Annotated in this window: 28 protein-coding genes and 2 other annotated features; of the genes, 5 read left to right on the forward strand and 23 right to left on the reverse strand. The window is 39.9% G+C overall.

Going from position 1 to position 24,828, the window contains the following annotated elements; all coding sequences use genetic code 11:
* Positions 1–605: sodium-dependent transporter (locus tag BUB56_RS12055; protein ID WP_190014117.1), on the reverse strand; the 605-nt coding region annotated here is incomplete at its 3' end.
* 118 nt (positions 606–723) lie between these two features.
* Positions 724–922: a binding site (T-box leader), on the reverse strand.
* A 106-nt stretch (positions 923–1,028) separates the two neighbouring features.
* A complete protein-coding gene (locus BUB56_RS12060; RefSeq protein WP_110941568.1) occupies positions 1,029–1,805 on the reverse strand; it encodes a polysaccharide deacetylase family protein in 777 nt (258 codons plus the stop codon).
* A gap of 155 nt (positions 1,806–1,960) precedes the next feature.
* On the opposite strand from BUB56_RS12060, the gene BUB56_RS12065 reads away from it, so the two are divergent.
* Positions 1,961–2,890 (forward strand): Na/Pi cotransporter family protein, encoded by a 930-nt coding sequence (locus BUB56_RS12065; protein ID WP_110941569.1) that lies wholly within the window; start codon positions 1,961–1,963, stop codon positions 2,888–2,890.
* A gap of 23 nt (positions 2,891–2,913) precedes the next feature.
* Here the strand turns inward: BUB56_RS12065 and BUB56_RS12070 are convergent, their stop codons facing one another.
* Positions 2,914–4,005, reverse strand: coding sequence for a polysaccharide deacetylase family protein (locus BUB56_RS12070; RefSeq protein WP_110941570.1), 1,092 nt, complete (start codon positions 4,003–4,005; stop codon positions 2,914–2,916).
* A 198-nt stretch (positions 4,006–4,203) separates the two neighbouring features.
* Here BUB56_RS12070 and BUB56_RS12075 point away from each other — a divergent pair, with 198 nt between their 5' ends.
* Complete coding sequence (locus BUB56_RS12075; protein ID WP_110941571.1) at positions 4,204–4,392, forward strand: hypothetical protein; 189 nt, start codon at positions 4,204–4,206, stop codon at positions 4,390–4,392.
* A 16-nt stretch (positions 4,393–4,408) separates the two neighbouring features.
* On the opposite strand, the gene BUB56_RS12080 is transcribed toward BUB56_RS12075, so the two are convergent.
* Positions 4,409–5,098 carry a 4Fe-4S double cluster binding domain-containing protein gene (locus tag BUB56_RS12080; protein WP_110941572.1) on the reverse strand — a complete coding sequence of 230 codons (690 nt, stop codon included), beginning with the start codon at positions 5,096–5,098 and terminating at the stop codon, positions 4,409–4,411.
* 213 nt (positions 5,099–5,311) lie between these two features.
* Between BUB56_RS12080 and BUB56_RS12085 the strand changes: the two genes are divergently transcribed.
* Together BUB56_RS12085 and BUB56_RS12090 are read left to right on the forward strand one after the other, a co-directional pair.
* A complete protein-coding gene (locus BUB56_RS12085) occupies positions 5,312–5,515 on the forward strand; it encodes an alpha/beta-type small acid-soluble spore protein (protein ID WP_110941573.1) in 204 nt (67 codons plus the stop codon).
* Positions 5,516–5,657: 142 nt separating this feature from the next.
* Positions 5,658–6,185: a DUF4364 family protein gene (locus BUB56_RS12090; protein ID WP_110941574.1), complete on the forward strand. Its 528-nt coding sequence runs from the start codon at positions 5,658–5,660 to the stop codon at positions 6,183–6,185.
* Positions 6,186–6,215: 30 nt separating this feature from the next.
* On the opposite strand, the gene BUB56_RS12095 is transcribed toward BUB56_RS12090, so the two are convergent.
* The 11 genes from BUB56_RS12095 to BUB56_RS19420 form a co-directional block, all read right to left on the reverse strand.
* On the reverse strand, positions 6,216–7,148 hold the full coding sequence (locus BUB56_RS12095) for a YncE family protein (protein WP_190014467.1): 933 nt from the start codon (positions 7,146–7,148) through the stop codon (positions 6,216–6,218).
* Positions 7,149–7,350: 202 nt separating this feature from the next.
* On the reverse strand, positions 7,351–7,554 hold the full coding sequence (locus tag BUB56_RS12100; RefSeq protein ID WP_110941576.1) for a hypothetical protein: 204 nt from the start codon (positions 7,552–7,554) through the stop codon (positions 7,351–7,353).
* Between the two features lie 333 nt (positions 7,555–7,887).
* Positions 7,888–9,189: a bifunctional folylpolyglutamate synthase/dihydrofolate synthase gene (locus tag BUB56_RS12105; RefSeq protein WP_110941577.1), complete on the reverse strand. Its 1,302-nt coding sequence runs from the start codon at positions 9,187–9,189 to the stop codon at positions 7,888–7,890.
* Between the two features lie 139 nt (positions 9,190–9,328).
* Positions 9,329–11,992 (reverse strand): valine--tRNA ligase, encoded by a 2,664-nt coding sequence (locus BUB56_RS12110; RefSeq protein WP_110941578.1) that lies wholly within the window; start codon positions 11,990–11,992, stop codon positions 9,329–9,331.
* Positions 11,992–12,216 (reverse strand): hypothetical protein, encoded by a 225-nt coding sequence (locus BUB56_RS12115; protein ID WP_190014469.1) that lies wholly within the window; start codon positions 12,214–12,216, stop codon positions 11,992–11,994. Before BUB56_RS12115 ends, BUB56_RS12110 begins: the two co-directional genes overlap by 1 nt.
* Positions 12,217–12,260: 44 nt before the next feature.
* Positions 12,261–12,482 (reverse strand) — a binding site (T-box leader).
* A gap of 49 nt (positions 12,483–12,531) precedes the next feature.
* A complete protein-coding gene (gene pgsA / locus BUB56_RS12120; RefSeq protein WP_110941580.1) occupies positions 12,532–13,062 on the reverse strand; it encodes a CDP-diacylglycerol--glycerol-3-phosphate 3-phosphatidyltransferase in 531 nt (176 codons plus the stop codon).
* A 165-nt stretch (positions 13,063–13,227) separates the two neighbouring features.
* The gene (locus tag BUB56_RS12125) at positions 13,228–13,953 is read right to left on the reverse strand and encodes a PRC-barrel domain-containing protein (protein ID WP_110941581.1); all 726 of its coding nucleotides are present in this window, start codon (positions 13,951–13,953) and stop codon (positions 13,228–13,230) included.
* A gap of 25 nt (positions 13,954–13,978) precedes the next feature.
* Positions 13,979–14,506, reverse strand: a complete 528-nt coding sequence (locus BUB56_RS12130; RefSeq protein WP_190014471.1) for a hypothetical protein — start codon at positions 14,504–14,506, stop codon at positions 13,979–13,981.
* A 400-nt stretch (positions 14,507–14,906) separates the two neighbouring features.
* Positions 14,907–15,395, reverse strand: a complete 489-nt coding sequence (locus BUB56_RS12135) for a flavin reductase family protein (RefSeq protein WP_110941583.1) — start codon at positions 15,393–15,395, stop codon at positions 14,907–14,909.
* 15 nt (positions 15,396–15,410) lie between these two features.
* Entirely contained in the window at positions 15,411–15,755 is a 345-nt protein-coding gene (locus tag BUB56_RS12140) for a hypothetical protein (RefSeq protein WP_110941584.1), read from the reverse strand.
* Between the two features lie 627 nt (positions 15,756–16,382).
* On the reverse strand, positions 16,383–16,520 hold the full coding sequence (locus BUB56_RS19420) for a hypothetical protein (protein ID WP_190014473.1): 138 nt from the start codon (positions 16,518–16,520) through the stop codon (positions 16,383–16,385).
* A gap of 249 nt (positions 16,521–16,769) precedes the next feature.
* On the opposite strand from BUB56_RS19420, the gene BUB56_RS12150 reads away from it, so the two are divergent.
* Complete coding sequence (locus BUB56_RS12150; protein WP_330392635.1) at positions 16,770–17,768, forward strand: ABC transporter substrate-binding protein; 999 nt, start codon at positions 16,770–16,772, stop codon at positions 17,766–17,768.
* A gap of 47 nt (positions 17,769–17,815) precedes the next feature.
* On the opposite strand, the gene BUB56_RS12155 is transcribed toward BUB56_RS12150, so the two are convergent.
* The 8 genes from BUB56_RS12155 to pepT all read right to left on the reverse strand — a co-directional run bounded on the left by BUB56_RS12155 (position 17,816) and on the right by pepT (position 24,644).
* Positions 17,816–18,079 carry an HPr family phosphocarrier protein gene (locus BUB56_RS12155; RefSeq protein WP_110941586.1) on the reverse strand — a complete coding sequence of 88 codons (264 nt, stop codon included), beginning with the start codon at positions 18,077–18,079 and terminating at the stop codon, positions 17,816–17,818.
* A 75-nt stretch (positions 18,080–18,154) separates the two neighbouring features.
* Positions 18,155–19,513 carry a PTS fructose transporter subunit IIC gene (locus BUB56_RS12160; protein WP_110941587.1) on the reverse strand — a complete coding sequence of 453 codons (1,359 nt, stop codon included), beginning with the start codon at positions 19,511–19,513 and terminating at the stop codon, positions 18,155–18,157.
* A 29-nt stretch (positions 19,514–19,542) separates the two neighbouring features.
* The gene (locus BUB56_RS12165) at positions 19,543–19,989 is read right to left on the reverse strand and encodes a PTS sugar transporter subunit IIA (RefSeq protein ID WP_110941588.1); all 447 of its coding nucleotides are present in this window, start codon (positions 19,987–19,989) and stop codon (positions 19,543–19,545) included.
* A 15-nt stretch (positions 19,990–20,004) separates the two neighbouring features.
* Entirely contained in the window at positions 20,005–20,934 is a 930-nt protein-coding gene (gene pfkB, locus BUB56_RS12170) for a 1-phosphofructokinase (protein ID WP_110941589.1), read from the reverse strand.
* 13 nt (positions 20,935–20,947) lie between these two features.
* On the reverse strand, positions 20,948–21,703 hold the full coding sequence (locus BUB56_RS12175; RefSeq protein WP_110941590.1) for a DeoR/GlpR family DNA-binding transcription regulator: 756 nt from the start codon (positions 21,701–21,703) through the stop codon (positions 20,948–20,950).
* 223 nt (positions 21,704–21,926) lie between these two features.
* The gene (locus BUB56_RS12180; protein WP_110941591.1) at positions 21,927–23,084 is read right to left on the reverse strand and encodes a DUF4179 domain-containing protein; all 1,158 of its coding nucleotides are present in this window, start codon (positions 23,082–23,084) and stop codon (positions 21,927–21,929) included.
* A gap of 33 nt (positions 23,085–23,117) precedes the next feature.
* Positions 23,118–23,294, reverse strand: a complete 177-nt coding sequence (locus BUB56_RS19425) for a hypothetical protein (protein WP_190014477.1) — start codon at positions 23,292–23,294, stop codon at positions 23,118–23,120.
* Positions 23,295–23,414: 120 nt separating this feature from the next.
* Complete coding sequence (gene pepT, locus BUB56_RS12185; protein ID WP_110941592.1) at positions 23,415–24,644, reverse strand: peptidase T; 1,230 nt, start codon at positions 24,642–24,644, stop codon at positions 23,415–23,417.
* Positions 24,645–24,828: the final 184 nt, after the last annotated feature.

The following is a 24,828-nucleotide window of genomic DNA, read 5'->3' on the forward strand; positions in this document are numbered from 1 at the left end:
AATTCTAATCCCTTTGCTGCTCCCGGCAGTGTAATTGCTCTTAGTAATGCGATGAGTAATAATGCAAATAGGGTAGGGATCATGACTTTGCTTGCTTTTTCTATCCCGTTTGTAACTCCTTTATAAATGATAATTCCAGCGATACCCATTGAGATAAAATGAAAGAATATGGTCTGTGACGGTGTTGTAGTGAAGGTGTTCCAAATCGCCTGGGTTGCTTCTGTTCCCATTCCCGGCTGGAAGGCACCAGACAACGCTAATGTAAAGTACTTCACACACCAGCCCATAATTACGGAGTAGTAGAACATAATCAATAAGCAGACTGCTGCGATCCAGGTACCCATCCAGGTATATTTCTTACCCATGTAGTCTCTGAATGCACCGATGGTACCCAATCCTGTACGGCGCCCCATTACCATCTCGCCCATCAGAAGTGGCAGTACCCAAACAAATAGGGCAATCGTCCATGCGATGATAAAGGGTCCTCCTCCATTGGCTGCAGCTACCCTCGGGAATCTCCAAACATTCCCCGTACCGATTGCCATACCGATAGAAGCTGCAATAAAGCCCCATCGGCTTCCCCATTGCTCTTTTTGTTGACTCATAAAAACCCTCCTTCGATTGATTTTTTTAGTATTATTCCAAAAACTCATTGTTTGCCGGCATTTTACAATGAACTTTTCTAAAAAACATTTTTTGACAATAAAAAAACTCCCATCCCTATGAAGGGACGAGAGTTACCCGCGGTACCACCCTAATTAGCCGAACTCGGCTCACTTTCATAATCGTAACGTGATCAACGTATTGACTTGCTCGTCATATGCTCCAGAGCGGGTTCAAGAAGCTAGTTTGCAGATCTCTCATCCATAATCCGCTTTCTGTGAAACATCACATCTTTACTATTCTCTATCTTTGCACTTAACAATATTATGTTTATACATGATTTTATAGAATTATGCGTTACCTGTCAACTTGAAATTTTTGTTTATATGGAAAAATTATTTTTCAAGACATTCTAGTTCTCCCAATTACTGGGAATTATTCATTTTTCTCTGCATTCCTGTATGGTCAATATAATAGTTTTCCTTCATGATTAACTGGGAAATCGGAACAATTTCATATCCTTGTTTTTGGAGGCGTTCTATTACCAAAGGCAAGTACTCCAGCACATATTTCGCATTGTTATGGAATAATACTATAGAACCCTTCTTGACATTTCTCGTAACACGATCTACCACAGGCTGTGCACCTAACTCCTTCCAATCCAACGAATCCACATCCCATTGAATCACATAATGATGGTTCGCCGTAATGGTCTCTATCACCTTGTTGCTATAATCCCCAAAGGGAGGCCTGAATAGAGTAGGTCTCACCCCTGTCAGGTTTTCTATTTTATCGCTGGTTGTGTTGAGTTCATGGGCAATTTGTTCAGCAGACAGTTTTGACATATGGGGGTGGGTTGTAGAGTGATTCTCCACATCATGCCCCTTCTCGTGGATTTTTTTAACCATATCCGGATACTTATCTACCCAAAAACCCACTAAAAAGAAAGTGGCCTTTACATTATATCGATCTAGTATTTTCAATATGCCATCTGTAAACTGATCTCCCCATGCAGCATCAAAGCTGATAGCTACCTTTTTTTCCTCCGCATCTACACAGTAGATCGGCAGCAGCTTATCTTTATTCATAACGCTGAGAATATGATTTCCCATACCCTTAGAATACACTAGCGTTGCACCGAATACTACAGAAAATATCAGTAGACCTAATAATACTTTTTTGCGAATGATGATAATTCTCATCCCTTTGTCCCCCTTTCTGTACACACATCTCTACTATATATTAAATTTATTCGAAAATTGTCCTGATATTCCTGAAAATATTTAATCTTCTCAGCATATTCCCCTGTAAAAACAAATATAACATATTAGTGACAATGCTATAGGGAGGAAATAGTATGCTCCTAAAAATTATTGCAGGTGCATTAGCAGGAATTTCAATCTTATTTCTCGGTATGAATATGATGTCTGACGGGGTTCTATCCCTTGCTACCAAAAGGTTGAAGTTTGTTTTATCTACCTTCACCACGAATCCTGTGATAGGCGTTCTTTGCGGCGCTTTGGTCACTGCCCTTACACAAAGCAGCAGTGGTACAACGGTAATGGTGGTGAGCCTTGTCAATGGCGGGGTATTAGATTTATATCAGGCAGCAGCAGTAATCATGGGAGCAAATATTGGCACGACCGTCACTGCACAGTTAATCAGCTATGATTTTTTTGTATTTATCCCCCATCTTTTATTTTTGGGGATTTTATTGTATCATTTAAAGCTCACGTCAATCATGCGTGAACTTGGCAGGTTTCTAATCGGTTTCTCTTTACTGTTTTTAGGGATACGGGTTATGGTGGTGTCCCTCTATCCATTAAAAAATCTATTGGGTTTTCAGCACATGCTGTTTTCCGTGGGAGACCATCAGCTGCTGGGGGTTCTTCTAGGGGCCCTAACAACAGGAATCATTCAAAGCAGCAGCACGGGAATTGCTATCCTACAAGGGTTGTCTTATCAAGGTCTCATTAGTCTTTCGCAAGCCCTGCCTATCCTTATGGGTCAAAATATAGGCACCTGCGTCACTACATTGCTTTCCAGCATATCCAGCGATAAAAATGGCAAAAGGGCTGCCCTCATCCATCTGCTTTTTAACCTTTTAGGAACCCTTATACTATTTCCCTTCATGGGTTGGATGGCTATATGGGTTACAAAGCTTTCTCCAAATCTCGTAGTACGGCAAATTGCCAATGCCCACACCCTCTTTAACGTACTGACAGTGATACTTCTGCTGCCATTTTTGTCTGGTTTGGTTACTTTATCAAAAAAAATAATAAGATAGCCTTAAGGCTATCTTATTATTGCTTATTCATTGAGGGTATAGGTACGGATGCTTCGTTCTCCTACCTTGTCTGCATCCAGTATATCCTGAAACTGCTCCGGTACTGTTACGGTATTAGGATCACCGTCAGATATATAACGAATGCGGCTTCCCTTTTCAAATTGCTCAAGCCAGTCATACAGCCCTACCCCTTTTACATACTTTTCTAAATCACTGGCACGCACACGGTGTATAGCCAGTGGATTAAAATCCCTGTGATAGGGAGATTTATAAGGATCCCAGCCTACCTCTAGAATAGCGATGTTGTGATAAGCAGTTCCTTCATATACCCCCTTTTCTAAGTAGGTCGTGAGACTCTTGTCCTTCGGCTTCGATCCAAAGGGCAGTGCCAGAGTATCCACAGTATAATCAGGCAAGAATGCATTTACCAGGTTCACGATTCCTGCTAATTCCTTCTGAATCCTATCCTGATCCGCTTTTGTAAAGTCTACATGGGTGGCAGTATGATTCCCTATTTCCATTCCCTTTTCTGCTAAGTATTTTAATTTAAATTCTAAATGCTCCTTCTGTCCGAAGGGTACGTTGTCATTGATAAAAAAGGTTGCTTTTAATGGAAAATCAGGATGCTCCTGATGAAATTTCTCTAATATCCCTACGGCACAATCAGGATCAATAACCCATTCTCCCTTTTCCTTCTGCAACATATTAAAGTTATTTTGTCTTCCATCATCAAAGGTCAAAACAATGGGCGTATAGCCTGCTTCAGTATGAATATTCCCCGTAACATAATCCTTCAAAGAAATGGGTCGGTAGCCTTTTTTATATAAAACCTCTAAATCCTTTCTAAAGTTCTCCGGAGTCCTTGCCCATTCAGCCTCAGGCTGAGCAATATGATGATACATCAATACCATAATCTGTCCCGCTTCATTGGGTTTCACCTGCTGTAAATCAATCTCCTCTATTGGTTCTTGAGGCTTTGCCTCCTCAAAAGCTAAAACCTCCTGAACTACTGGCTTATCCAGCTCTTTTGCAGTATGCTGCGAAGCAGAGCTATTACATCCAGTGAAGCCAATCATTGCCGCCATAGCTACTGCGATTAATTTTGCTTTTGTCATATATGTGCCCCCCTTCAATGACTTGTTCTAAAATTCATTATATATCAGCTTTATCAGTTACACTAGCTGATCCTAAAATAAATAAAATGGCAATTAATTCCATGAAGCTTTGTTGCAAGCATATTTTATGCGTTCTTCACCCATACTAATCAAGAAGGATTCCATCATTTAAAGTCCAAAGAAAGGAAGTGTTTGCCTTTGTCTATCATCAGAAGCCAATATACGACAGTAAAAGGCGAAAGAACTGAATTAGGCAGAAGAACCTTCAAAATAGAAGACAGACATTTTCATAAAGAAGCAAAGTCTCAAAAAGCACAGCTGGAAAGCGGTCATACCCATGGAATCCGGAAAGATGTAAAAATAAAGATGAATCGAAAGCTAACATAGGGTAGAGCAATCTACCCTATCTTTTTATCACTTTTTTTCCCATGGGACAAGATTTTATGCAAACACCACAAACAGAACCCCTTCCTATATGCTGATAATGCTGATGCATATGGGTACTACAGGCTTTAGCATCAAAAAGTTCCTCTCTTGCTATCCCAGGTTCCCACTGATTTCCCTGGATAGCCAAAGCAGGGCAATTTTCCACACACTTCCTGCAATTGCCACATTGAGATGCATTGATAGGATCGTCATAGACTGGTTCCCAATCGGTTAAAACAGTACCTAACCGTATCCGCGGACCAAATTCTGGAGTAATCAGGCAGGCACTTTTACCAATCCAGCCCAAGCCCGCCCTTGTAGCCACTGTTTTATGCGGAAACACACCCCTATAGCTCTTGCCATCGATATTTACCGATTGGGAAGCTGCAATCGGCATAGCTAAATATCCATCCTGCTGAAGTACCGCAGCGATCTTGAAGGTGATTTGGTCAATAAATGCATTTACCGTTCTATAATGATGAAAGTAGGTGTGAGTAGGTGCTCCATGAATCTGACTAATGATTTCATCGGACAACCTGATGGCAATAGAAATGCCGGTTTTTAGATGAGCATATTCTTCCGGCAACAGCTTAGTAAGATCTGCATATCCTACTTTAGCAGCACCCCACTCTAAAATTTTTTCTTTCAATTGGACAGACTTATCCATTCACCCTTTCCTCCTAGTTCTTAACCTTATCTCAATTACGTTCATAAGTTAATTTTTGTCAATTTAATATTCATATGCAATATAGCCAAAAATTATACCTTATTACATTATATACTAACATATTTCTATATTTCAGTGGTTAAATTAATAGTACAACATCAAAAGATGTTGGCAACAAATAATAACTATAAATAAAATTAGGAGGGAAATTTTATGGCAGGCAGAAACAGAGCTGTTGTACCCGAAGCTAGAGCAGCATTGAATCAAATGAAGCTTGAAATTGCTGGAGAACTTGGAATCACTAACTATGAAACAATAGATAAAGGAAATTTAACTGCACGACAAAACGGATATGTTGGCGGTTATATGACTAAACGATTAGTTGAAACAGCTGAAAGAAGTCTATCTGGAAAATAATTTCAATAAATTAAAAGGAGAAAGGTTCAACCCTTTCTCCTTTTAATTTTTATGATTCAAAAACCATTTTGTATGCTATAATCAAAATAAGTGACGGAAACAAAATACAGCCTATAGATTATCTAAAAAAGCGGGTGAGAAAATGTTTTATAATAATACGCAGCAATTGGCTGAACATAAGCTTTTGTTGTTATATATACTAGATCGTTTTGAAATTCCTTTAACCAATACACAGCTTACTCAGTTTGTTATGGAAAAAGACTATATGAATTATTTTCTGCTGCAGCAGTATCTCGGTGAGTTGGTATCCTCCAGTATGCTGGAGTATAGCGAAAGTGAAGGAAACTATTTTTATTTAATCACAGAAAAGGGCAAAAACACTCTCCAGTTCTTTAGCGACCGCCTTTCTTCCACCCTGACGGCTACTTTGGATCAAGCGGTAGAAATGAAAAAGCAAGTACTTTTGAAAGAAATGCAGATACTGGCGGACTACACAAAGAAGAAAGAGAGCGAATATATTGTAGATCTGAAAGTAATAGAAAATGACATCACCCTTATTGATTTAAAGCTTAATGTTGTATCCAACAAATATGCAAAAGAAATTTGTGATAAATGGAAGCGGGAAGCACCTAAGCTTTATGGAGAAATCATACACCTTCTTATCCAATAAAAGTCCTTTATTTTATAAAATAAAGGACTTTTATATACACAGAATTCCGTTGGGTTCAATGCCTACAGGAATTATTGCTGCAAGCTTCAGTTCCGCTTGATCTATTACAGAGAGGGTATTATCCTGAATATTCGTTGTGAGTAAATACTTTCCATTTTCACTCCTAGCAATACATCCTGGCATCCTTCCCACACTGATTTGATGGATTAGTTTTTGGCTTTGAATTTCTAAAACACTCACTGCATTCATCTCGGCATCAGCAATATACAAATAGAGCCCCTGGTGGCCGATGACAGCATCCATAGGCATTTTGCCCACAAAGATTCTATCCATGATCTGATAGGTGCCTGACTCAACTACCGTTATACTTCCTGCCTCCATTAACGGATAGCCCGTATTGATAATATAAAGCAGTTTTCCATCTTGGCTGAGGGTAATATGATAGGGATGGGGAGGTGTAATGATGGTTTTATCTTGTTCATTGCTGGATGTATCAATTACAGTTAAAGAATGGGCCTCTACATTTACTACATAAAGCTTTTGTCCATCTATGCTCAGTTTTACATCGTGAGGCATGGCACCCACGGGAATCTGCGCTATTGGTGCTCTTGTTTCCAAGTCAATAGCTGTAACTGAATTAGAGTCACTGTTGACTACATAAAGGGTCTTATTTTTGTTACATATCTGCAAATGAGTAGGACAGCTGCCCACACCTATATCATCAACGATCTTTTTTTTGATAAGATCGATCACACTAATGGTAGAGTTATGTGAATTTGAAGTATAAAGATACTGTTGATTATGGTCAATTACCATATGGTGAGGCCCTAGGGTTGGCTTTCGAATACCGCTCAAATTGATGCCTTGTTGAAGCTCCATCTTCCCAATTTGAAGGAAGCTGTTTAAATCTACAATCGAAATAGAATCTTCTCCTGTATTACAAATATAAACTTTGTTTTCCATGTCATTTCCCATCCCATCACCTCGCAGAAAAGACAGTTTCATACTAAAATCAATTTATTATCATCATATGCACTTTCCTTATTGATGTGAGATGTTTTTGAAAATTAATAAACGCCAGAACATATATCCTGGCGTCTATTGTTTGCTTTGTAAGCGGGCGAACACTGTTGGCTCCTATATAACTTTCTAAAAGTAAATGATTCTATCGGTAGAGAATCCGGTCGAGAAGGATATCCTTTGGACACTCCAATTCTCGAATCTTTGCTTCTCTGACCAGCTGATCACACAATTGAAAATATTCTCTATCCCCCGGCTGATCCTTAAGGAGCTCGAAAGTCTTATAGATCTCTTGTATTAGCTCTTCATCATCCATTCTCTTAAAGGGCCTGAATAAGATCACTGTCATCTTACTTCCCCCATTCACATATATTTCTAAATATATGCATTCAAAAGAATAATATGACAAGAAGAATAATATGACAAGCTTTCCATAGATATAGATAAACGCCTAAGTGATTTAATTAAAGATCATATATCTAATAGGCGTCAACCTAATCTAAATATTTCGAAATTGCCCTTAGAAGCATGTCATTCTGAGCGTTAGCCAATAATCTTATAGAACATAAGCAAGATTACTTTTGATTATCAGAATATATCTCTAGCTTAAAGATCCTTCGACTCCGTTTTTCTCCCTTCAGGATGACAAATTATGGGTTAATTTACGTCTATGGATCTGCCCCTAGGGTTTTCTGTGACGCAAAATTGTTCTTACATCTCCGATCATATAAAGAGATCCGCAGAAGACAATCACATCTTCTTCATGGGCCAATTCAAAAGCAGCTTCTACTGCCTTTGGTATTTCTGCTTCCTTTCGAACAGGCTTTTGGTAAGGTCTGACTCTCTCTTCCAATCTATCCACAGGCAGTGCTCTTTCATTGTTGGGCTGTGTAAGCACCACCTGATCTGCAAGAGGGATTATTTCACTTAACATACCGCTTACATCCTTATCCCCTAAGATGGCGATAACCAGAATCAACCTTTTTTGGGCATAAAGCTTCGTTAAGGCTTTTTTTAGGGCCCGGATGCCATGGATATTGTGCGCTCCATCAATAAGCACAGTAGGATTTTTCTTCATGATTTCCAACCGCCCGGGCCAAACAGTCTTTTTAAAGCCCGTGTACATAGCCTCCTGCGAAATATCAATCTGATGTTCTTCCATCAGAACTTTTAATGCTGTTAAGGCAACGGTGGCATTTTGTGTTTGATGTTCCCCCAAAAGGGCTATGGATAGATTTTCAAACTTCTCTTCCCCACAGTAGGTATGAAACCGCTGGCCTTCCTCGTCATACTCCAACAGCTCTATACGGTCAATGGCAGCAACGCTAAGCTTTGCATGCTGCTGTACACAAACCTCCTCGATCACCTTCATCGCTTCTTCTTTTTGTGGATAAGAAACTACAAAACTGTTTTTCTTAATGATGCCTGCCTTCTCATAGGCTATCTTATCTAAAGTATTTCCCAGATATTCCACATGGTCAAAGTCAATGGGGGTGATCACAGATACAAGGGGGTCATCAATTACATTGGTAGAATCTCCACGTCCTCCAAGACCTACCTCCAGCACAAGATAATCCACCTTCTGACGCTTAAAGTATTCAAAACCGATGGCCGTAACTACTTCAAATTCTGTAGGATGATTCATGCCATCTGCCAGCATTTGTTCCACCTTCTCTTTCGTGAAGGCCGTAATTTCTGCCAGTTCCTTTTTTGGTATATTCTCTCCGTTCACGCGAATTCTCTCTGTAAATTCTTCTAAGAAGGGAGAGGTATATAACCCTACCTTATACCCTTGTTCAACCAATACAGCACTTATGAAGGAAGAGGTAGACCCCTTGCCATTGGTTCCTGCTACATGGATTACCTTTAGGCCTTCATGGGGATTACCCATTAGATTTAATAGATATTTGATGTTCTCCAGACCCAGCTTACTGCCAAATTTATAAACACTGGAAATATAATCTAATGCCTCTTGATAGTTCATCATTGACGCCCCCTGTATTTTATTAATCTTTGCCTTAGAAATACAACCTATTTATGTAGGGGCAGACCCATGTGTCTGCCCTTTTTTTCGGGACGACAAATGGGTCGTCCCCTATATTTATTCCAGTCTTCCGTTCATACTATTTTTTCCTGCTTTTCATTGTCTTAATTCTTTCCAATACCTTATCCATCATCTGCTGATAGGAAGCCTGCTTGCCCTTTTCTTCCTCAATCAAGGAAGCGGGAGCCTTGGCAAGGAAACCTTCATTGGACAGCTTACCCGTTACTCGCTTTAACTCGCCCTCCAGCTTAACTCTTTCCTTCTCCAGCCGCTCTATTTCCTTATCAAAATCCACCAGATCATCTAAAGGCAAGAAGATTTCTACCCCAGGAACGATAGCCGATACCGCATCCTCCGGGATATCCTTTTTATCCTTCTGCAGTACTACCTCTGAAGCCCCGGCTAAAGTCACAAAGTAGTTTTTCCCCATTTCCATAGATGCATGAGCACTGCCCTCTGATGCAGCAAGGATTACTTTCGCTTTTCTTGAGGGCACTACATTCATCTCTGCACGAATATTTCTTATGCTGCGGATAGCCTCCATTACTAAATCCATTGCCTGCTCCTGGGCTGTAAAATCTAACCGATCATCAGATTTTGGCCATGAGGCGATCATGATGCTGTCTTCTTTGGTCGTGGGCAAATGCTGCCAAATCTCCTCTGTGATAAACGGCATAAATGGATGCAGGAGCTTGAGTATATTCTCCAGTACCAGCGTGAGAACATAAAGGGCAGTTTTCTTTGAAATCATATCTTCCCCATATAAGCGTGGCTTTACTAACTCAATATACCAGTCGCAGTATTCACTCCAGGTAAAATCATAAACTTTTTGTACGGCCATTCCCAATTCAAATTTATCCAGATTATCTGTGATTTCTTTGGCAACCCGGTTCATTCTGGATAGAATCCACTGATCCGCCAGGGTTAGGTTTGTCATAGCCTGATCCGCATCAAGATTTGCATCTTCCAGGTTCATCAATACAAATCTTGTGGCGTTCCAAAGCTTATTGGCAAAGTTTCGGCTGGCTTCCACCCGTTCCATATAGAAACGCATATCATTTCCAGGACTGTTTCCGGTAGCAAGGGTCATCCGCAGTGCGTCGGCACCATACTGTTCGATAATATCCAGCGGATCAATACCATTGCCTAGGGATTTGCTCATTTTTCTTCCTTGGGCATCTCTTACCAATCCATGAACAAAAACATATTTAAAAGGAATCTCATTCATCTGTTCCAGACCGGAAAAAGCCATTCGTACAACCCAGAAGAAAATAATATCGTAGCCTGTTACCAAAACATCTGTAGGATAGAAATACTTGAGCTCAGCTGTATTCTCTGGCCAGCCCAAAGTCGAGAAAGGCCATAGGGCAGAACTAAACCACGTATCCAATACATCCTCATCCTGCTTAAACTGATAGCTGCTGCATTTTGTACAGCTTTCAGGCGCTTTAGCAGCTACAATAATTTCTCCGCAATCCTGACAGTAATAAGCCGGTATACGATGTCCCCACCATAGCTGTCTGGAGATGCACCAATCTTTTATATTTTCCAGCCAGTGAAGATAGGTCTTGCTAAAGCGCTCCGGTACAAATTTAATAATACCTTTTTGTACTGCTTCTATAGCAGGCTTTGCCAGTTCATCCATTTGTACAAACCATTGGTCCGAAAGTCTAGGCTCTACTACAGTACTGCACCGGTAGCATATTCCTACATTGTGCTGATGCTCTTTGATAGACATCAGATATCCCTGATCCTGCAAATCCTTAACCAATTCTTTTCTGCACGCATAACGATCCATTCCTGCATACTTTCCTGCATGTTCGTTCATAGTGGCATCATCATTCATTACAGTAATCTGGGGCAAACTATGGCGCACCCCTATCTCAAAATCATTGGGATCATGGGCAGGAGTAATCTTTACGGCTCCAGTTCCAAACTCTCGATCAACATAATCATCGGCGATCACCGGAATTTCCCTGTTCACAATTGGTAAAATCAGCGTTTTCCCGATAAGATGATTGTAACGTTCATCCTCCGGGTGAACTGCTACAGCTGTATCTCCCAGCATCGTTTCCGGTCTTGTAGTGGCAATCTCAATATATTCATCAGAATCCTTTACAGGGTATTTGATATGCCAGAAATGCCCTTGCTTTTCCTCATGCTCAACCTCTGCATCAGACAGGGAGGTTTTACAATCAGGACACCAGTTGATCAATCTATTTCCGCGGTAAATATATCCTTTTTCATATAATCTTATAAAAACTTCAGTTACAGCTTGGCTGCAGCCCTCATCCATGGTAAACCGTTCTCGTTCCCAGTCACAGGAATTTCCCAGCTTTTTCATCTGCTCTACGATTTTTCCACCGTATTCATCCTTCCAAGCCCAAGCCCTTTGCAAAAATCCATCTCTTCCAACCTCTTGCTTGCTTAGCCCCTCTTCTTTTTGAATTTTTTCAACAACCTTTACTTCCGTGGCAATACTGGCATGATCCGTCCCAGGAAGCCAAAGTGCCTCGTAGCCCTGCATCCGCTTCCAACGGATCAAAATATCCTGCAGCGTATGATCCAATGCATGTCCCATGTGCAGCTGTCCTGTGATATTAGGCGGGGGCAGCACGATGGTATAGGGTGTTTTCTCCGGATTTACCTCTGCATGGAAATAGCCCTTTTCCATCCAGCTCTCATATACCTTCTTTTCAAATTCTTGGGGATTATAGGTTTTTTCTAAGTTTTTCGCTGACATTACAGCACTCCTCTCCATCTATGAAATATTCGTATAAACTTCATTGACTGCGGAATTTCTCCAGAAAGAATCAGCCAAAAAGCCAGAAAGGCTAAAAGCATTCCAATCATTTTGACCATGATGACCCCTTGGGTATCATTTCTATTCATATGTCTGAGAATCCAGGGACTTTTATAAATGCAAAAACCCCCTAAAAGCAGCAGCACCATACCCACTTGGAACACCCTATCACCTCACTTTTTCAAATAAAAAAACTCCTTCATCCCAATTTAAGGACGAAAGAGTCGTTTCGCGGTACCACCTTAATTCCGACAAACAGTCGGCGCTTCATAATCTTTATCGGAATTACCCGGCTGAATCTACATGGATTCTTTCTCAACTCAGCTGCTCTGAAGCTACCTTCGACAATTCTTACCGAGAAACCTCTCAGCCTTGGATTTCTCTCTCTGGAGGCAGATAATTGGCTACTCCTCTTCCTCAACACATCCAGTAATATTCATTTTTCATCATTATATCCCATATTATGCAAAAGTCAAGACTTACCCGGTAAAATTTTTATTGTGAAGCTTTTTAAATCCAATGATATATTTTATAAGTGCCATCAGTGTTAATGCCACTGCTGCTGCAACCCAAACAATATGATAAGGCATCTGAAATACCACTGCAAAGATGGCTCCATAAAAAAACACTGTAGCCGTCTTTCCGAAGCTATTAGAGGGAATCACCCGCTTGTTTCCATGATAATATAATGCCAGTGCACCGATAATCAGCAAGGTTTCCTTCGCCCCAATAATTAAAATTACCCACAAGGGAATATATTGGCGGTGGGTCAAACAAGCCAGCACCGTTAACTGCATCAGTTTATCCGCTAAGGGGTCCATGGCTTGGCCCCACTTAGTAATGCTATTATACTTTCTTGCAATATAACCGTCTAGGATATCGGTAACCCCTGCCAGTGCAAACACATAAAAGGCTTGAATAATACTTTCATCAGATCCAGAATAAAAGATATAAACAAATGCAGGTATAAGCAGAAATCGAAGAGCCGTTAAAATATTCGGTATATTCATGAAGGACTCCTTGTTATTCAGAATTATTTGTACCATTATTCTACTAAAATTATAACCTATCTTTCTTTATTTTTCCTCAATAATCTGATAAATTATCCTTCACGCTTTAAAAGTTTTTCGCACAAAAAAAGGACCATCTTGTGAAACAAAGACAGCCCTAGCCCGTTATTTTACATGTAATGTTAATTCTAAGAACTTTCCGGCGCTCTCCATCTTATGGATCAGCTCTTCAGTGATCATTTCACCTTCATAAGCCAACAGAATTTCTCCATCCATAATGTTCTTTGATACCTCTCGTCCGATCAGATACTCCCGTTGCTTTTTCTGAAAGGCTTCTGTGGTAGCTGATGAGGTTTCTTCCCCTATAGGATTAGCCGCTTCCGCTTGAGCACCATTTAATATTGCCGCAAGAGATTCCTTTAACTGATCCTGAAGCTCATGCTCAACAATTGTTACTTCCTTGCCGTAGGTAATGATAGAACGGGAGTCAAAGAACTTGGTCTGCCCCATGTTTTCTATTTCACAACCAATAATTTTTCCCGATTCGTCATTGATAAATATTTCTCGAATCTGACCAAGGTTTTTGCCCTTTTTGGTAAATACCTTGCTATTTACTACCCCAACATTCTTGTTCAAAAGATCTACAACCTTTGGCTCCTGTTGTGCATCCATCAGCAGACCAGCAGTTTCAATCATCAAAGCCTCATCACCGATTCCCATAATCTTACTCATTGGGACAACTTTGATTTGGAACATTGACTTGTCATCTACTACAAAATATTGAACCGTTCCATCTTCCGGATCGATTACTACACTTTTTATTTTCCCTACTTCTTGTCCTTCGAATACACTTATAATGGGAAGATTGACAATTTCTTTCAAGCTCTTCATGGTTTTCCCTCCTGTTGTGTTTGGTTCAGCTGTTTAGTAATGCTGCAGCCTGGCGCAGCAGACCTAGGTCAATTGCATTTTTGTTATCTTTAATGAAGTAGTACAGTATGTCCTGAGCCTGTTGCTTCTGATCCATATCTCTATAGATAGCAGCAATATGTATGCAGCTTAGAAATCTTGTATTTGCTTCTTTTGAATTTTTCAGGATATGCATAAAGCTTTCCAATGCTTCTACATTGCGTCCCTGTCTCTTATATTCAAAGGCTTTGTCAATATAATATGGTACATCCATTTTGGTTTCTACCGACTTAGAAGGCTCTTCCGCTAGCAGATTCGGAGATACTGCCAATGTAATCCCAGGATCAAAGTATTCCCCGAGCAAGCCTCTTTCCTCGTCCTCTTCAAGTTCCTCTACATGGATCTGACTTTGCTGCTGAACCGGCTCAACTGGCAATATAGGTTCCACCGCAGGTAAAGATTCTGCTGGCGGCATGATCGCCATTAACCCTGAATGTGCCTGCTTGTTGAATAATGCATTTCCCATTATAAACAAACTGCTGCCTGCTAATATACTGGCATACTTGTGACTATTCATTAAAAATAAAAAAGCACAAAGGATGAGAAAATATAGAATGACTGCATTCTTAAGACTATAATAAATAGCCACGAATGGAAAGGTAAATCCTGTAGTAGTTCCAAAAAATGTACTGTTAATGAATAAATTTCTGCTAATTCCGATCCTGTAGAAGATTACATCATACAACAAAAACAACAAAATATTCACTACAATGATAAATAATACGACCCCAAAATAATCCCCCCCATCTAAATAAATTTGTGTGGATAATGACTTATTTTTTCTACACGGTTCGACCAAATCCTTTTAATTTCCTGTTTTTGGTACTATAGTACTAGTCTTTATATACGCAAAAAAACAGGCACTCTCCTGCCTGTTATAATCGTAAACTGGTAATTTGATCGGTCATTACCAGCGGTCTTGTGTCATCCTTTACACCATAGGCCATCAGCACTTCACCGATGAAAAGGGTATGATCTCCCGTAGTATATAGGTCTAAAACCCTGCATTCCAGGTTCACAACCGCATCTTGAATAAGGGGCGCCTTAATATAAAAGGGCTTTTCCGTCAAAATTCTTCCTTCCTGAAACTTGTCCACATCATAGCCGGTTTTGCTTCCGCAATACAGGGCCAGTTCTTCCTGCTTCTCACTCAGTATAGCTAAAGTAAATTCTCCCGATTGTTTGATTAGATCATGAATATATCGCTCGGGAGATATGCTGATCATGAGCAGCGGTGGTATATTAGATACCTTCGAAATCCAAGCTACAGTGGTCACATCCCGTTTTTCGTTGTGCTGTGCGGTTACCAAACCCACGGGATTTGGAATTTTTCTTAAACTGACTTTGATATCACTGCTTTGCATTTGTACGCCTCCTGATTATTTAACAATTCTTAGAGAATATCTTCTCTCCAAATAATTGACCAGTTCTCTCGTCATATCCATGCAGTCGCTGCTCAGAACATCCCACTCCCGCTTATAGTTGGCATAGATAAATCTTCTGATGCTGGAGGTTGGAAGGTATGGATTTCCACCATGATCTATAACCTCTTTGTAAATACACAATCGGGATACTCTTCCCAAGCCACTTTGAAGATTTAGGGGATCAATTCCCACATCAATCTTCTCTCTGTGAACCAATGCATACCAGTTGTAGTTTTCAATCTTACCCTTTATATACCCGTACTTGTGCTTACCCTCGTCAATACTAATTTTATAATTCATATCAATCCCTGCCTTTTAACTCATTTGACATTTTTACATAGAATCTATTTTGATATAAGATATATTCATTAGTATTAGCATTTAATAATTTTTTTTACATGAGGGCATAGATTGATAATAATCTTTTAATATGGAGGCAGATAAGGATGCTTAGGCATAATCATTTACTCCTATACCTTTTTTTTGTTTTTGTGGCGGTTTCCAGCAGTTTATTAGGAAAAATTCTATTGATGTATCCACATATTGTCTGGCATTCCTATACCCAGATGGACCGATTCTCCATTCACTCCTTGCAGTTTTTGGCCAATCATCGATTTATGGGAATTATTCTGGCAGCAATAGGTTTCATTCTCCTATGCTATTTATCTTTTCTAACAGCTTATGCGCTTGCCTGCCACTGGCAGATTCTTCAAAAGCCTATACGTTTGTTTTTGTTAGGCTGGATAATTCTTTTGGGATTCTCAGGAATCTTAAATTCTGCTCTGTTGCTGCATATCTCTGAATATCTTCTTCTGTTTTCTATATTAATATTGTTTTTATCTCTCCTGTGCAGTTATTTTTGGTATACCGGATAGATTCTCCCCTGATCTCATTTATTCCGGCATAATCAAATCTGATTGATCCGGTTTATTGTGAATCTAAAAAAGCTCTCTTCGTTTTTACCATTTCCTCATATTGATCTTCTGTTATCTTGCCTTCATCTAACAATTGATCACAAAAACTGATAAATTCCATCACTAATTCCTTTAAAAGAAGTTTTTCCATTCCATAATCCCTCCAATATCATCAATTTTCTTCATTGTATGATGGGTTCTTGTGAAATATGACAAAAACCGTAAAAAATATCCTGTTTTTTACCGGTTCATTTTTGGCTATAGACGCTCATATATCCGTCTGTACAGTTTATACCTATTATATATTTATACCATTGTTATAAAACCTGTAACCATTATTTTTCTCATTGAATATATTGAAATTATATGATGAATATTACGCCATTTTGGAGGGATTGTTGTGAGAAAATTGAAAGCCATCTCATTCATCTTAGTGTTTACACTGCTGCTTTCTATGGTTTTTACCGGCTGCAGTTCAAACAAGGAATTGACGAAGATTAAACTATCTGAAGTAACCCATTCCGTCTTCTATGCACCGCAATACGTGGCTATTTCAGAAGGATTTTTCGCTGAAGAGGGCCTTGAAGTGGAGCTGATTAACGGTCAAGGAGCAGATAAAGTCATGGCCGCTCTATTGTCTGATCAGGTAGATATTGGATTTATGGGTCCGGAAGCATCGATCTATGTCTACAATCAAGGTGCCACAGACTATGCAGTCAACTTTGCACAATTGACACAGCGGGACGGGTCATTTTTCCTGGCCAGAGAACCAATGCCCAATTTTAAATTTGATGATGTTCGAGGCAAAAGCATCATCGGCGGGCGAAAAGGCGGTGTACCGAATATGACACTGCAGTATGTATTAAGAAAATACGGCGTTGAACCAGGGATAGATGCAGAAGTACGTACAGATATTCAATTTCCAGTAATGGCTGGCGCCTTCACCGGCGGAGAAGGTGATTTTGTGGCCCTTTTTGAGCCAGCAGCCTCTCTTGTTGAAAAGGAAGGAAAAGGCTATATCGTTGCTTCCATTGGGGCAGAAGGCGGATATATCCCATATACCGCTTATTCAGCTAAGAAAAGCTATATTGAAAAAAATCCTGAAGTGATCCAGCGATTTACCAATGCCATCTATAAAGGTATGAAGTGGGTAGAGACCCATACTGCAGAGGAAATTGCAAAATCCATCGCACCCCATTTCCCCGAATCGGACTTAGATATTCTGACAAGAGTTGCTGAACGTTATAAGGCACAGGATACCTGGAAGCCAGACCTGGTATTGACTGAGGACGGATTAAACCACCTGATGTATATCATGGAGCAGGCAGGGGAGCTGGATAAAAGAGCGCCATACGACGCCATTGTAATCACAGAGTTTGCTAAAAAAGCAATGAAATAGGAAGAGCAAATCCACCCTACATAGGGTGGATTTGCTTTTAACCAATCTTACTCTCCAAAGTTTGTTTCAAATAAAGAAATGATAGCCTCTAATGCTTCTTTCTCGTCTGATCCGTCAGCTCTTATCTGTATTTTCTCACCTTTAACAGCTCCCATTGCCATAATCCCCATAATGCTTTTTGCATTTACCTCGTTATTTTCTTTTATTAGTACTATATTGCTTTTAAATTGGGCAGCGGTTTTTATCAGCAGAGTAGCCGGTCTTGCATGCAGCCCTGTTGCATTCCTTATTTCAATTTCTTTTTGAAGCATTAAAAGATCTCCTTTCTTTTGTCAACTAGCGTCACAGAACGAGTTCCTGCGTGCCAATTTTATATATGATTTTATCTAGTCTATTTTCTTCTTCAAGATTCCTAATAGCAGAGCAGTAATCATCGTTCCTGCTGCAATGGCTACAATATATCCGCCTAGATTTCCAACTGCGTTTGGTATAGGCAATACAAAGATTCCTCCGTGTGGGGCTCTTAAGGTCGCCTTAAATGCCATAGAAAGGGCTCCGGCTACCGCTGAACCTGTAATAATAGAGGGCAATACTCTGATTGGGTCTGCTGCTGCAAATGGAATTGCACCTTCGGTAATAAAGGATATTCCCAATACCCATGCTGCTTTTCCCGCTTCTCTCTCGGCAGTGCTAAATTTATTTTTAAAGAGAACTGTTGCCAAAGCCAACCCAAGGGGCGGCGTCATACCTGCTGCCATAACGGCTGCCTGAGGTTCGAAAATATTGGAGCCTAGCAGGCCAACTGCAAAGGTATATGCAGCTTTATTAACGGGACCTCCCATGTCAAAGGCCATCATAGCACCTAAGATGGCACCCAGCAGGGCTGCATTTGTTCCGCTTAAGTTTTGCAGCCAGCCTGTTAATGCATCAGAAATGCTCTTTACAGGTGCTCCAATTACATAAATCATCATGATACCAACAAATAAGGACGATAAGAATGGCAATAACAAAATGGGCTTTAAGCCTTCAAGAGACTTTGGCAGACGGATGGTCTTCTTAAGAAAATCTGCTGTATAACCTGCGATAAAGCCGGCAATAATACCGCCTAAGAATCCAGCCCCCACTTGTACTGCTAAAGATCCACCAATTAGACCAGGAGCTAATCCGGGTCTATCTGCAATAGAAAAAGCAATATAACCTGCCAGAATCGGTACCATTAACCCAAAAGCTGATGCCCCGCCGATTTGCATAAGTGCTGCAGCCAAAGTTCCTTCTTCTTTGAACGCTTCAATACCAAATACAAATGATAATGCAATGATTAAACCGCCGGCTACAACTAAAGGAAGCATAAAAGAAACACCTGACATCAAGTGCTTATAGAAGCCTGTTCTTTCAGCACTTCTTTCTTGTTTAATCGTTTCCACCTGCTGGGCTAAATCTTTTTTCTCAAGCTGCATGGCTCTTTCAATAATATTTGCTGCATCTTTAATGGCTTGAGCCACTTCAACTTCCAAAATCGCTTTACCTTCGAATCTTTCTTTAGAAACGTTTGCCCCTGCTGCAATAATCACTGCATGGGCTTCTCTGATTTCTTCAGCCGTTAGTTCGTTTTCCACCCCTACAGAACCCTGTGTTTCTACTTTTAATGCAATTCCCTTTTTCTTAGCTGCATTTTCTAAGGCTTCAGCTGCCATGTAGGTGTGGGCTATTCCTGTTGGACATGATGTTACTGCTACTAATTTCACTTTTAAATCCCCCTTTTCATTATTATTTTTTACTCCTGAAATGCACTTATAACTTCAGCTTCGTTTGTTGAAGCTATCAGCTTTTCCCTCACATCTTCGTGCATCAGTTTCCTTGATAACTGGCTTAACACTTTAAGATGCTCGTTGTTGGAATCCTCCGGCACAGCAATCAGAAAGAAAATATAAGCGGGCTCTCCGTCCAAAGATTGATAATCAATTCCTTTCGTAGATTTGCCAAATACAATAGATGGCTTAGAAACCGCATTGGATCTTCCATGGGGTATGGCAATCCCCATACCAATACCTGTAGAAGACATTTTTTCTCTCTCCATCACTGCATTGACAAAGCCCTCTCTATTGCTGACGATCCCTTTTTTGACCAGTGCATCTACTAACTCTCCTACTACTTCTTCTTTGCTGCCCGCCTTAAGTTCTAAGAGCATCAAATCCTTTTTTAGCATATCTGTAATCTTCATCTTTTTTCACCCTCCCTATCCAATCTCTAGGATTTTGATTCTATTTTTATATTGCTCTATCCTTGGATATTGACCGAATACAGTCCCCTGTTTTACATGTACTGTAGCCGTAGCCGCTGCTAAGCTTAAAATGTCCACTAGGGCGTATCCCTTATCGATGCCATATGCAAAAGCTCCTACCATCGAATCTCCTGCACCAACAGTATTTTTTACAGTTACATTTATTTTCTCTGTCTTCCATGCACCATCTTTTGTAATCATTAAGGCACCCTCTGCACCCATAGAAATAACTACAATTTCCACATCCTGATCCAAAAAGAAACTACAGCATTTAATAATATCCCTCGTATCCTTTAGTTTAACATCGAAGGTATTTTCCAATTCATGAATGTTCGGTTTTACCATATAGGGTGATGCCTTGGCACCATCAAGCAGCGCCTGACCGTCTGCATCTAAAATTGTCTTGCAACCCTTTGCTTTAGCAATCCCAATAAGCTTTTCATATATGTCAGAAGATATATTTGGGGGCAAGCTGCCGGAAAAGACCATTACATTGCTGGTTTCTGCCCAAAATCTTACTTTATCATAGAGTTTTTCTACCCAGATTTCTTTCACTTCTTTACCTTGATCATTGATATCCGTTATTTGTTGTTTTGCTGTATCAATAATTTTAATATTGGTTCTTGTTTCCTGGTTTAATTGAACAAAATCTGTTTCAATCTCTAAAGCTTTTAGTCTTTCATCAATCCATTTTCCTGAATCGCCTCCCACAAAGCCCAAAGTAATCGTAGACCCTCCAAGGGCTTTTACAACCTTTGATACGTTAATCCCTTTGCCTCCCGGTTCCATATGGCTCTGTAAAACCCTATTTACACTACCGGGTGTGAAACTGTCAATCTCAATCGTCTTGTCTATTGCTGCATTGAGTGTAACTGTTGCTATCATTATATCCTCCTTACTAGTAGATGATTTCAACGCCTTGGAGAGAAAACTTTTCTACAATTTGTGGTTCAACCCTCTTGTCTGTAATAATTCCATTGACTTCATCCAATTTGGCAATTTGAGAAAAACAAACTTTTCCAAATTTGCTATGGTCAGCCACAATGTATACTTCCTTTGATGATTGGATCATAATGCTTTTGGTGTGAGCCTCGCTCATGTTAGGTGTTGTACATCCATCCTGAATCGTGATCCCATTAGCTCCAATAAAAGCCTTATCCACTCGAAATTTCTGAATAATCCTATCGGTCAAAGGACCGACAATAGATAATGTCTCTTTTCTGGTATAGCCCCCGGTCACTACCACTTCTATATCTTTTTTTGGGGTGAGTTCCAATGCAATCAACATAGAGTTGGTTAATACAGTTACGTTCTTTGCACTAATATATTTTGCTATTTGCAGCGTCGTTGTACCTGCATCTAAAATAATGGTTTCATTATCTTTAATGAGTGCTGCAGCCTTTTTCCCGATTTCTATTTTTTCTTCCTTGTGGGCCTCTTCCTTTTCATCCATAGTTGGTTCAAAGCCTGTATTTTCTGCTTTTACTGCCCCTCCATGGGTTCTTTTTAACAGCCCGGCATATTCTAAATCTTGCAAATCCCTTCGAATTGTAGATTCTGATACCTGTAATTTCTCCGTTAATTCATCCACCTTTACACGATTCTTATTGTCTAATATTTCTAAAATTCTAGCTTTTCTCTCCTCTATAAACAAATTATCCCCTCCGTTAGATACCTAATTTCGAAAAAGTGACCGTTTATGATTTTTATTTGATCATTTTTGATTGATTATGAATTTATTTGATTGTTTTTGATTATATCATTGTCAATTTTTTCTGTCAACTATAATATCTACTATTTTTTCATTTGCATTTGATCGTTTTTGATTGATTTTTTGACAGCAAAAAATCCACCTTATTTCAGATGGACTTTCTATATTATTGAACAGAAATTTCTATTCCCTTATGATAAGCTTGAGTATAACAAATTCGCTTAAATAACAGCTTCATACTTTCTCCATTTCCCTTAAAATGTAAAATCCTTTCACGGCGTATTTCTCCTGTAACTAACTTTTCAAGTCTTTCTTCCATCATCTTTTCTAAAGGAAACTCTTCCCCGTCTGCTTCCAAATATATCTTCCTAAAAATGATATCCTCACGAGTATCAATCGTAACATAGGTATTGCTTCCTTCTGTTCTGACCCCCTTAATCAGGACTTCCTGCCCTTCTACCTCAAGTTTTTCCGTCTCCATACCATCTTTCAGAACCACCGCTGTATGAATATCCTTCGTTTTAGTCATCTCTGTCAATTTAATTTCAAGTTTTTTCACACCTTTGGGCAATGCGTCAAATCTAACCTTAAAGGTTATTCCTTCTAAAGAAGTACTCATGCTTGATCCCGTCTGCTCTATTTTTATACCATCTGCATATAGCTCAGTCAGCACCTGTACCCGCGTCCGTTCGCCAGATACAGCCTCTTTCACTAAATCAAACTTTGATCCTACAGAACCGGTAATCACAGTTTGTGTTGGGGTAGCCGTTATGGTATCAAAGTGAATATGGGTACCATCTATAGTTATTGTCTGGCGAATCTTATCTTTAATCATAAATCCCATTGCTTTTTGTCTATCCAGTTTGACTGCGATCATGCCTTCTTCATAGATATCACCATATTTTAGAGGAAAGTAAAACTTTAGTGTTTTTTCGAAAGCTTTTGGCGGTTCATAGGAGTTGATATTTCTGATCTCCGAATTATCCTCATTTATTATTCCCTGTCCGCTGTGCATCATATACCGTCCAAATAAACCACCATAAGCAACGGGATTGAAGTTCGCTTGGTCTACCTTTCCCGAAGGATCCTTTACTGTATAGAATGCCAGCAGCTGGTTATCATCTACCATGATTCCATCTAGCGTTACCGTAACACCGTTGCCAAAGGTATAGCTTTCATTGACCGGCTGTCCTTCTCCTAATTCATTCAGATCCTTTAGCGTTCCCCACATAAGCTCTTCAAAGCCTAAAATCCTTTTACCATAAAAAGCAAGTGTATCAAAATTATAAGATATTAAAAAATAGTATAAAGCTTCTATTGTCAAACATTCAACAGGAGTGGGCTTTCGCCCACTCCCTTAACTCCATTTTGGTGTTCTGAATTCACCAGGCTTTATCCTTTTGCTTTCTTCCTCCGAAACAATATAGGCTGAAACACCCTGTTGATCATATTTTTTTACCTGCTGAATGGCTTCTTCTCTACTCATAGGTTCGGAGATAAATGCGTCGGTTCGAATCACATATCTTTTATCCATAAAATTTCCTCCTTCGTAACCTGACTTTCCATCCTTCATATATTATTATGATCATTTTTAAGTCGGGTATCTTAGGAAATAATTGGACTGTTTCCAAGAACCTTTTATTCTCATCTAATATTATCCCTTTTTGCCATATAACTCAGCTATTTTTACGATCACCTCTACGGCTTTTTCCATGGCATAGGTTGGAATATACTCGTACCTGCCGTGGAAATTGTGTCCTCCGGTAAAGATATTGGGCGTTGGCAGTCCCATATAGGAAAGCCTTGCGCCATCGGTGCCGCCCCGTACGGGAGTGATTGCAGGCTCAACATCTACAGCCTGCATCGCCTCATAAGCAATATCTACCACATGCTTAACTGCTTCGATTTTTTCACGCATATTATAGTACTGATCCTTTAAGTCTAGGGCCACGGTGCCTTCTCCATATTTTTGGTTCAACTGATCTACCACATGCTTTACTAAATTTTTCCTATCCTCAAATCTTTTTTTATCAAATTCTCGAATGATATAATGCATTTTCGTCTGCTCTACATCCCCATTTAAGCTATTGAGGTGATAAAAACCTTCATATCCTTCCGTATGGGCCGGTGTTTCCTCCTGAGGCAGCATTGATGCTAATTCTACAGCTATGAGCATAGAATTGATCATTTTATTTTTTGCCGATCCTGGATGTACATTTCTCCCGTTGATTGTGATTTTCGCTCCTGCTGCATTGAAATTTTCATATTCCAGCTCTCCGATCGGCCCTCCGTCTACAGTATACGCATAGAGTGCACCAAACCTCTCTACATCAAACAAATCTGCACCCCTTCCAATCTCTTCATCTGGAGTAAAGCCAATCTTGATGGTCCCATGGGGAATTTCCGGATGTTGGATGAGATATTCAGCCGCTGTGATAATTTCCGCAATACCCGCTTTATTATCGGCTCCTAAGAGTGTTGTTCCGTCTGTAGTGATAAGATCTCTGCCTATATAGTCCTTCAGCTCAGGAAAATCTGCTGGGGATAAAAGGATGTTCTGCTGTTCATTCAGTACAATATCCCTTCCATCATAGTTTCTTACAATTCTCGGTTTTACATTTTCCCCTGAAAAGTCAGGACTGGTGTCCATATGGGCGATAAAGCCGATCACAGGCACCTGATGGTCTACATTTGCTGGAAGGGTTGCCATCACATAGCCATGCTCGTCTACAGAAACCTCTTGCAGTCCTATTTCCTGAAGTTCTTTCCCAAGTATTTCTGCGAATACTTTCTGCTTCTCAGTACTAGGACAGCCTTCAAAACTCTCATCAGATCTGGTGTCATATTGTACATACCTTAAAAACCGCTCTACAACTTTCTCCACTGTACTATTCCCCTTTCTCCTTGTATAAATATGTGACAAAGAATCCTAATGAATATTTGAAATGATGAGGCCATCGACCCCTACATTTCTATAGAGGTTTACCCTGAAAACAGCACAAGAGTAGCCGCTCCTTCAATGATAGTCCCCTTAATAATATATAAATCCACCGGTCTAGTTTTCCATA

This window comes from Geosporobacter subterraneus DSM 17957 (assembly GCF_900142145.1).
Taxonomy (GTDB): domain Bacteria; phylum Bacillota; class Clostridia; order Peptostreptococcales; family Thermotaleaceae; genus Geosporobacter; species Geosporobacter subterraneus.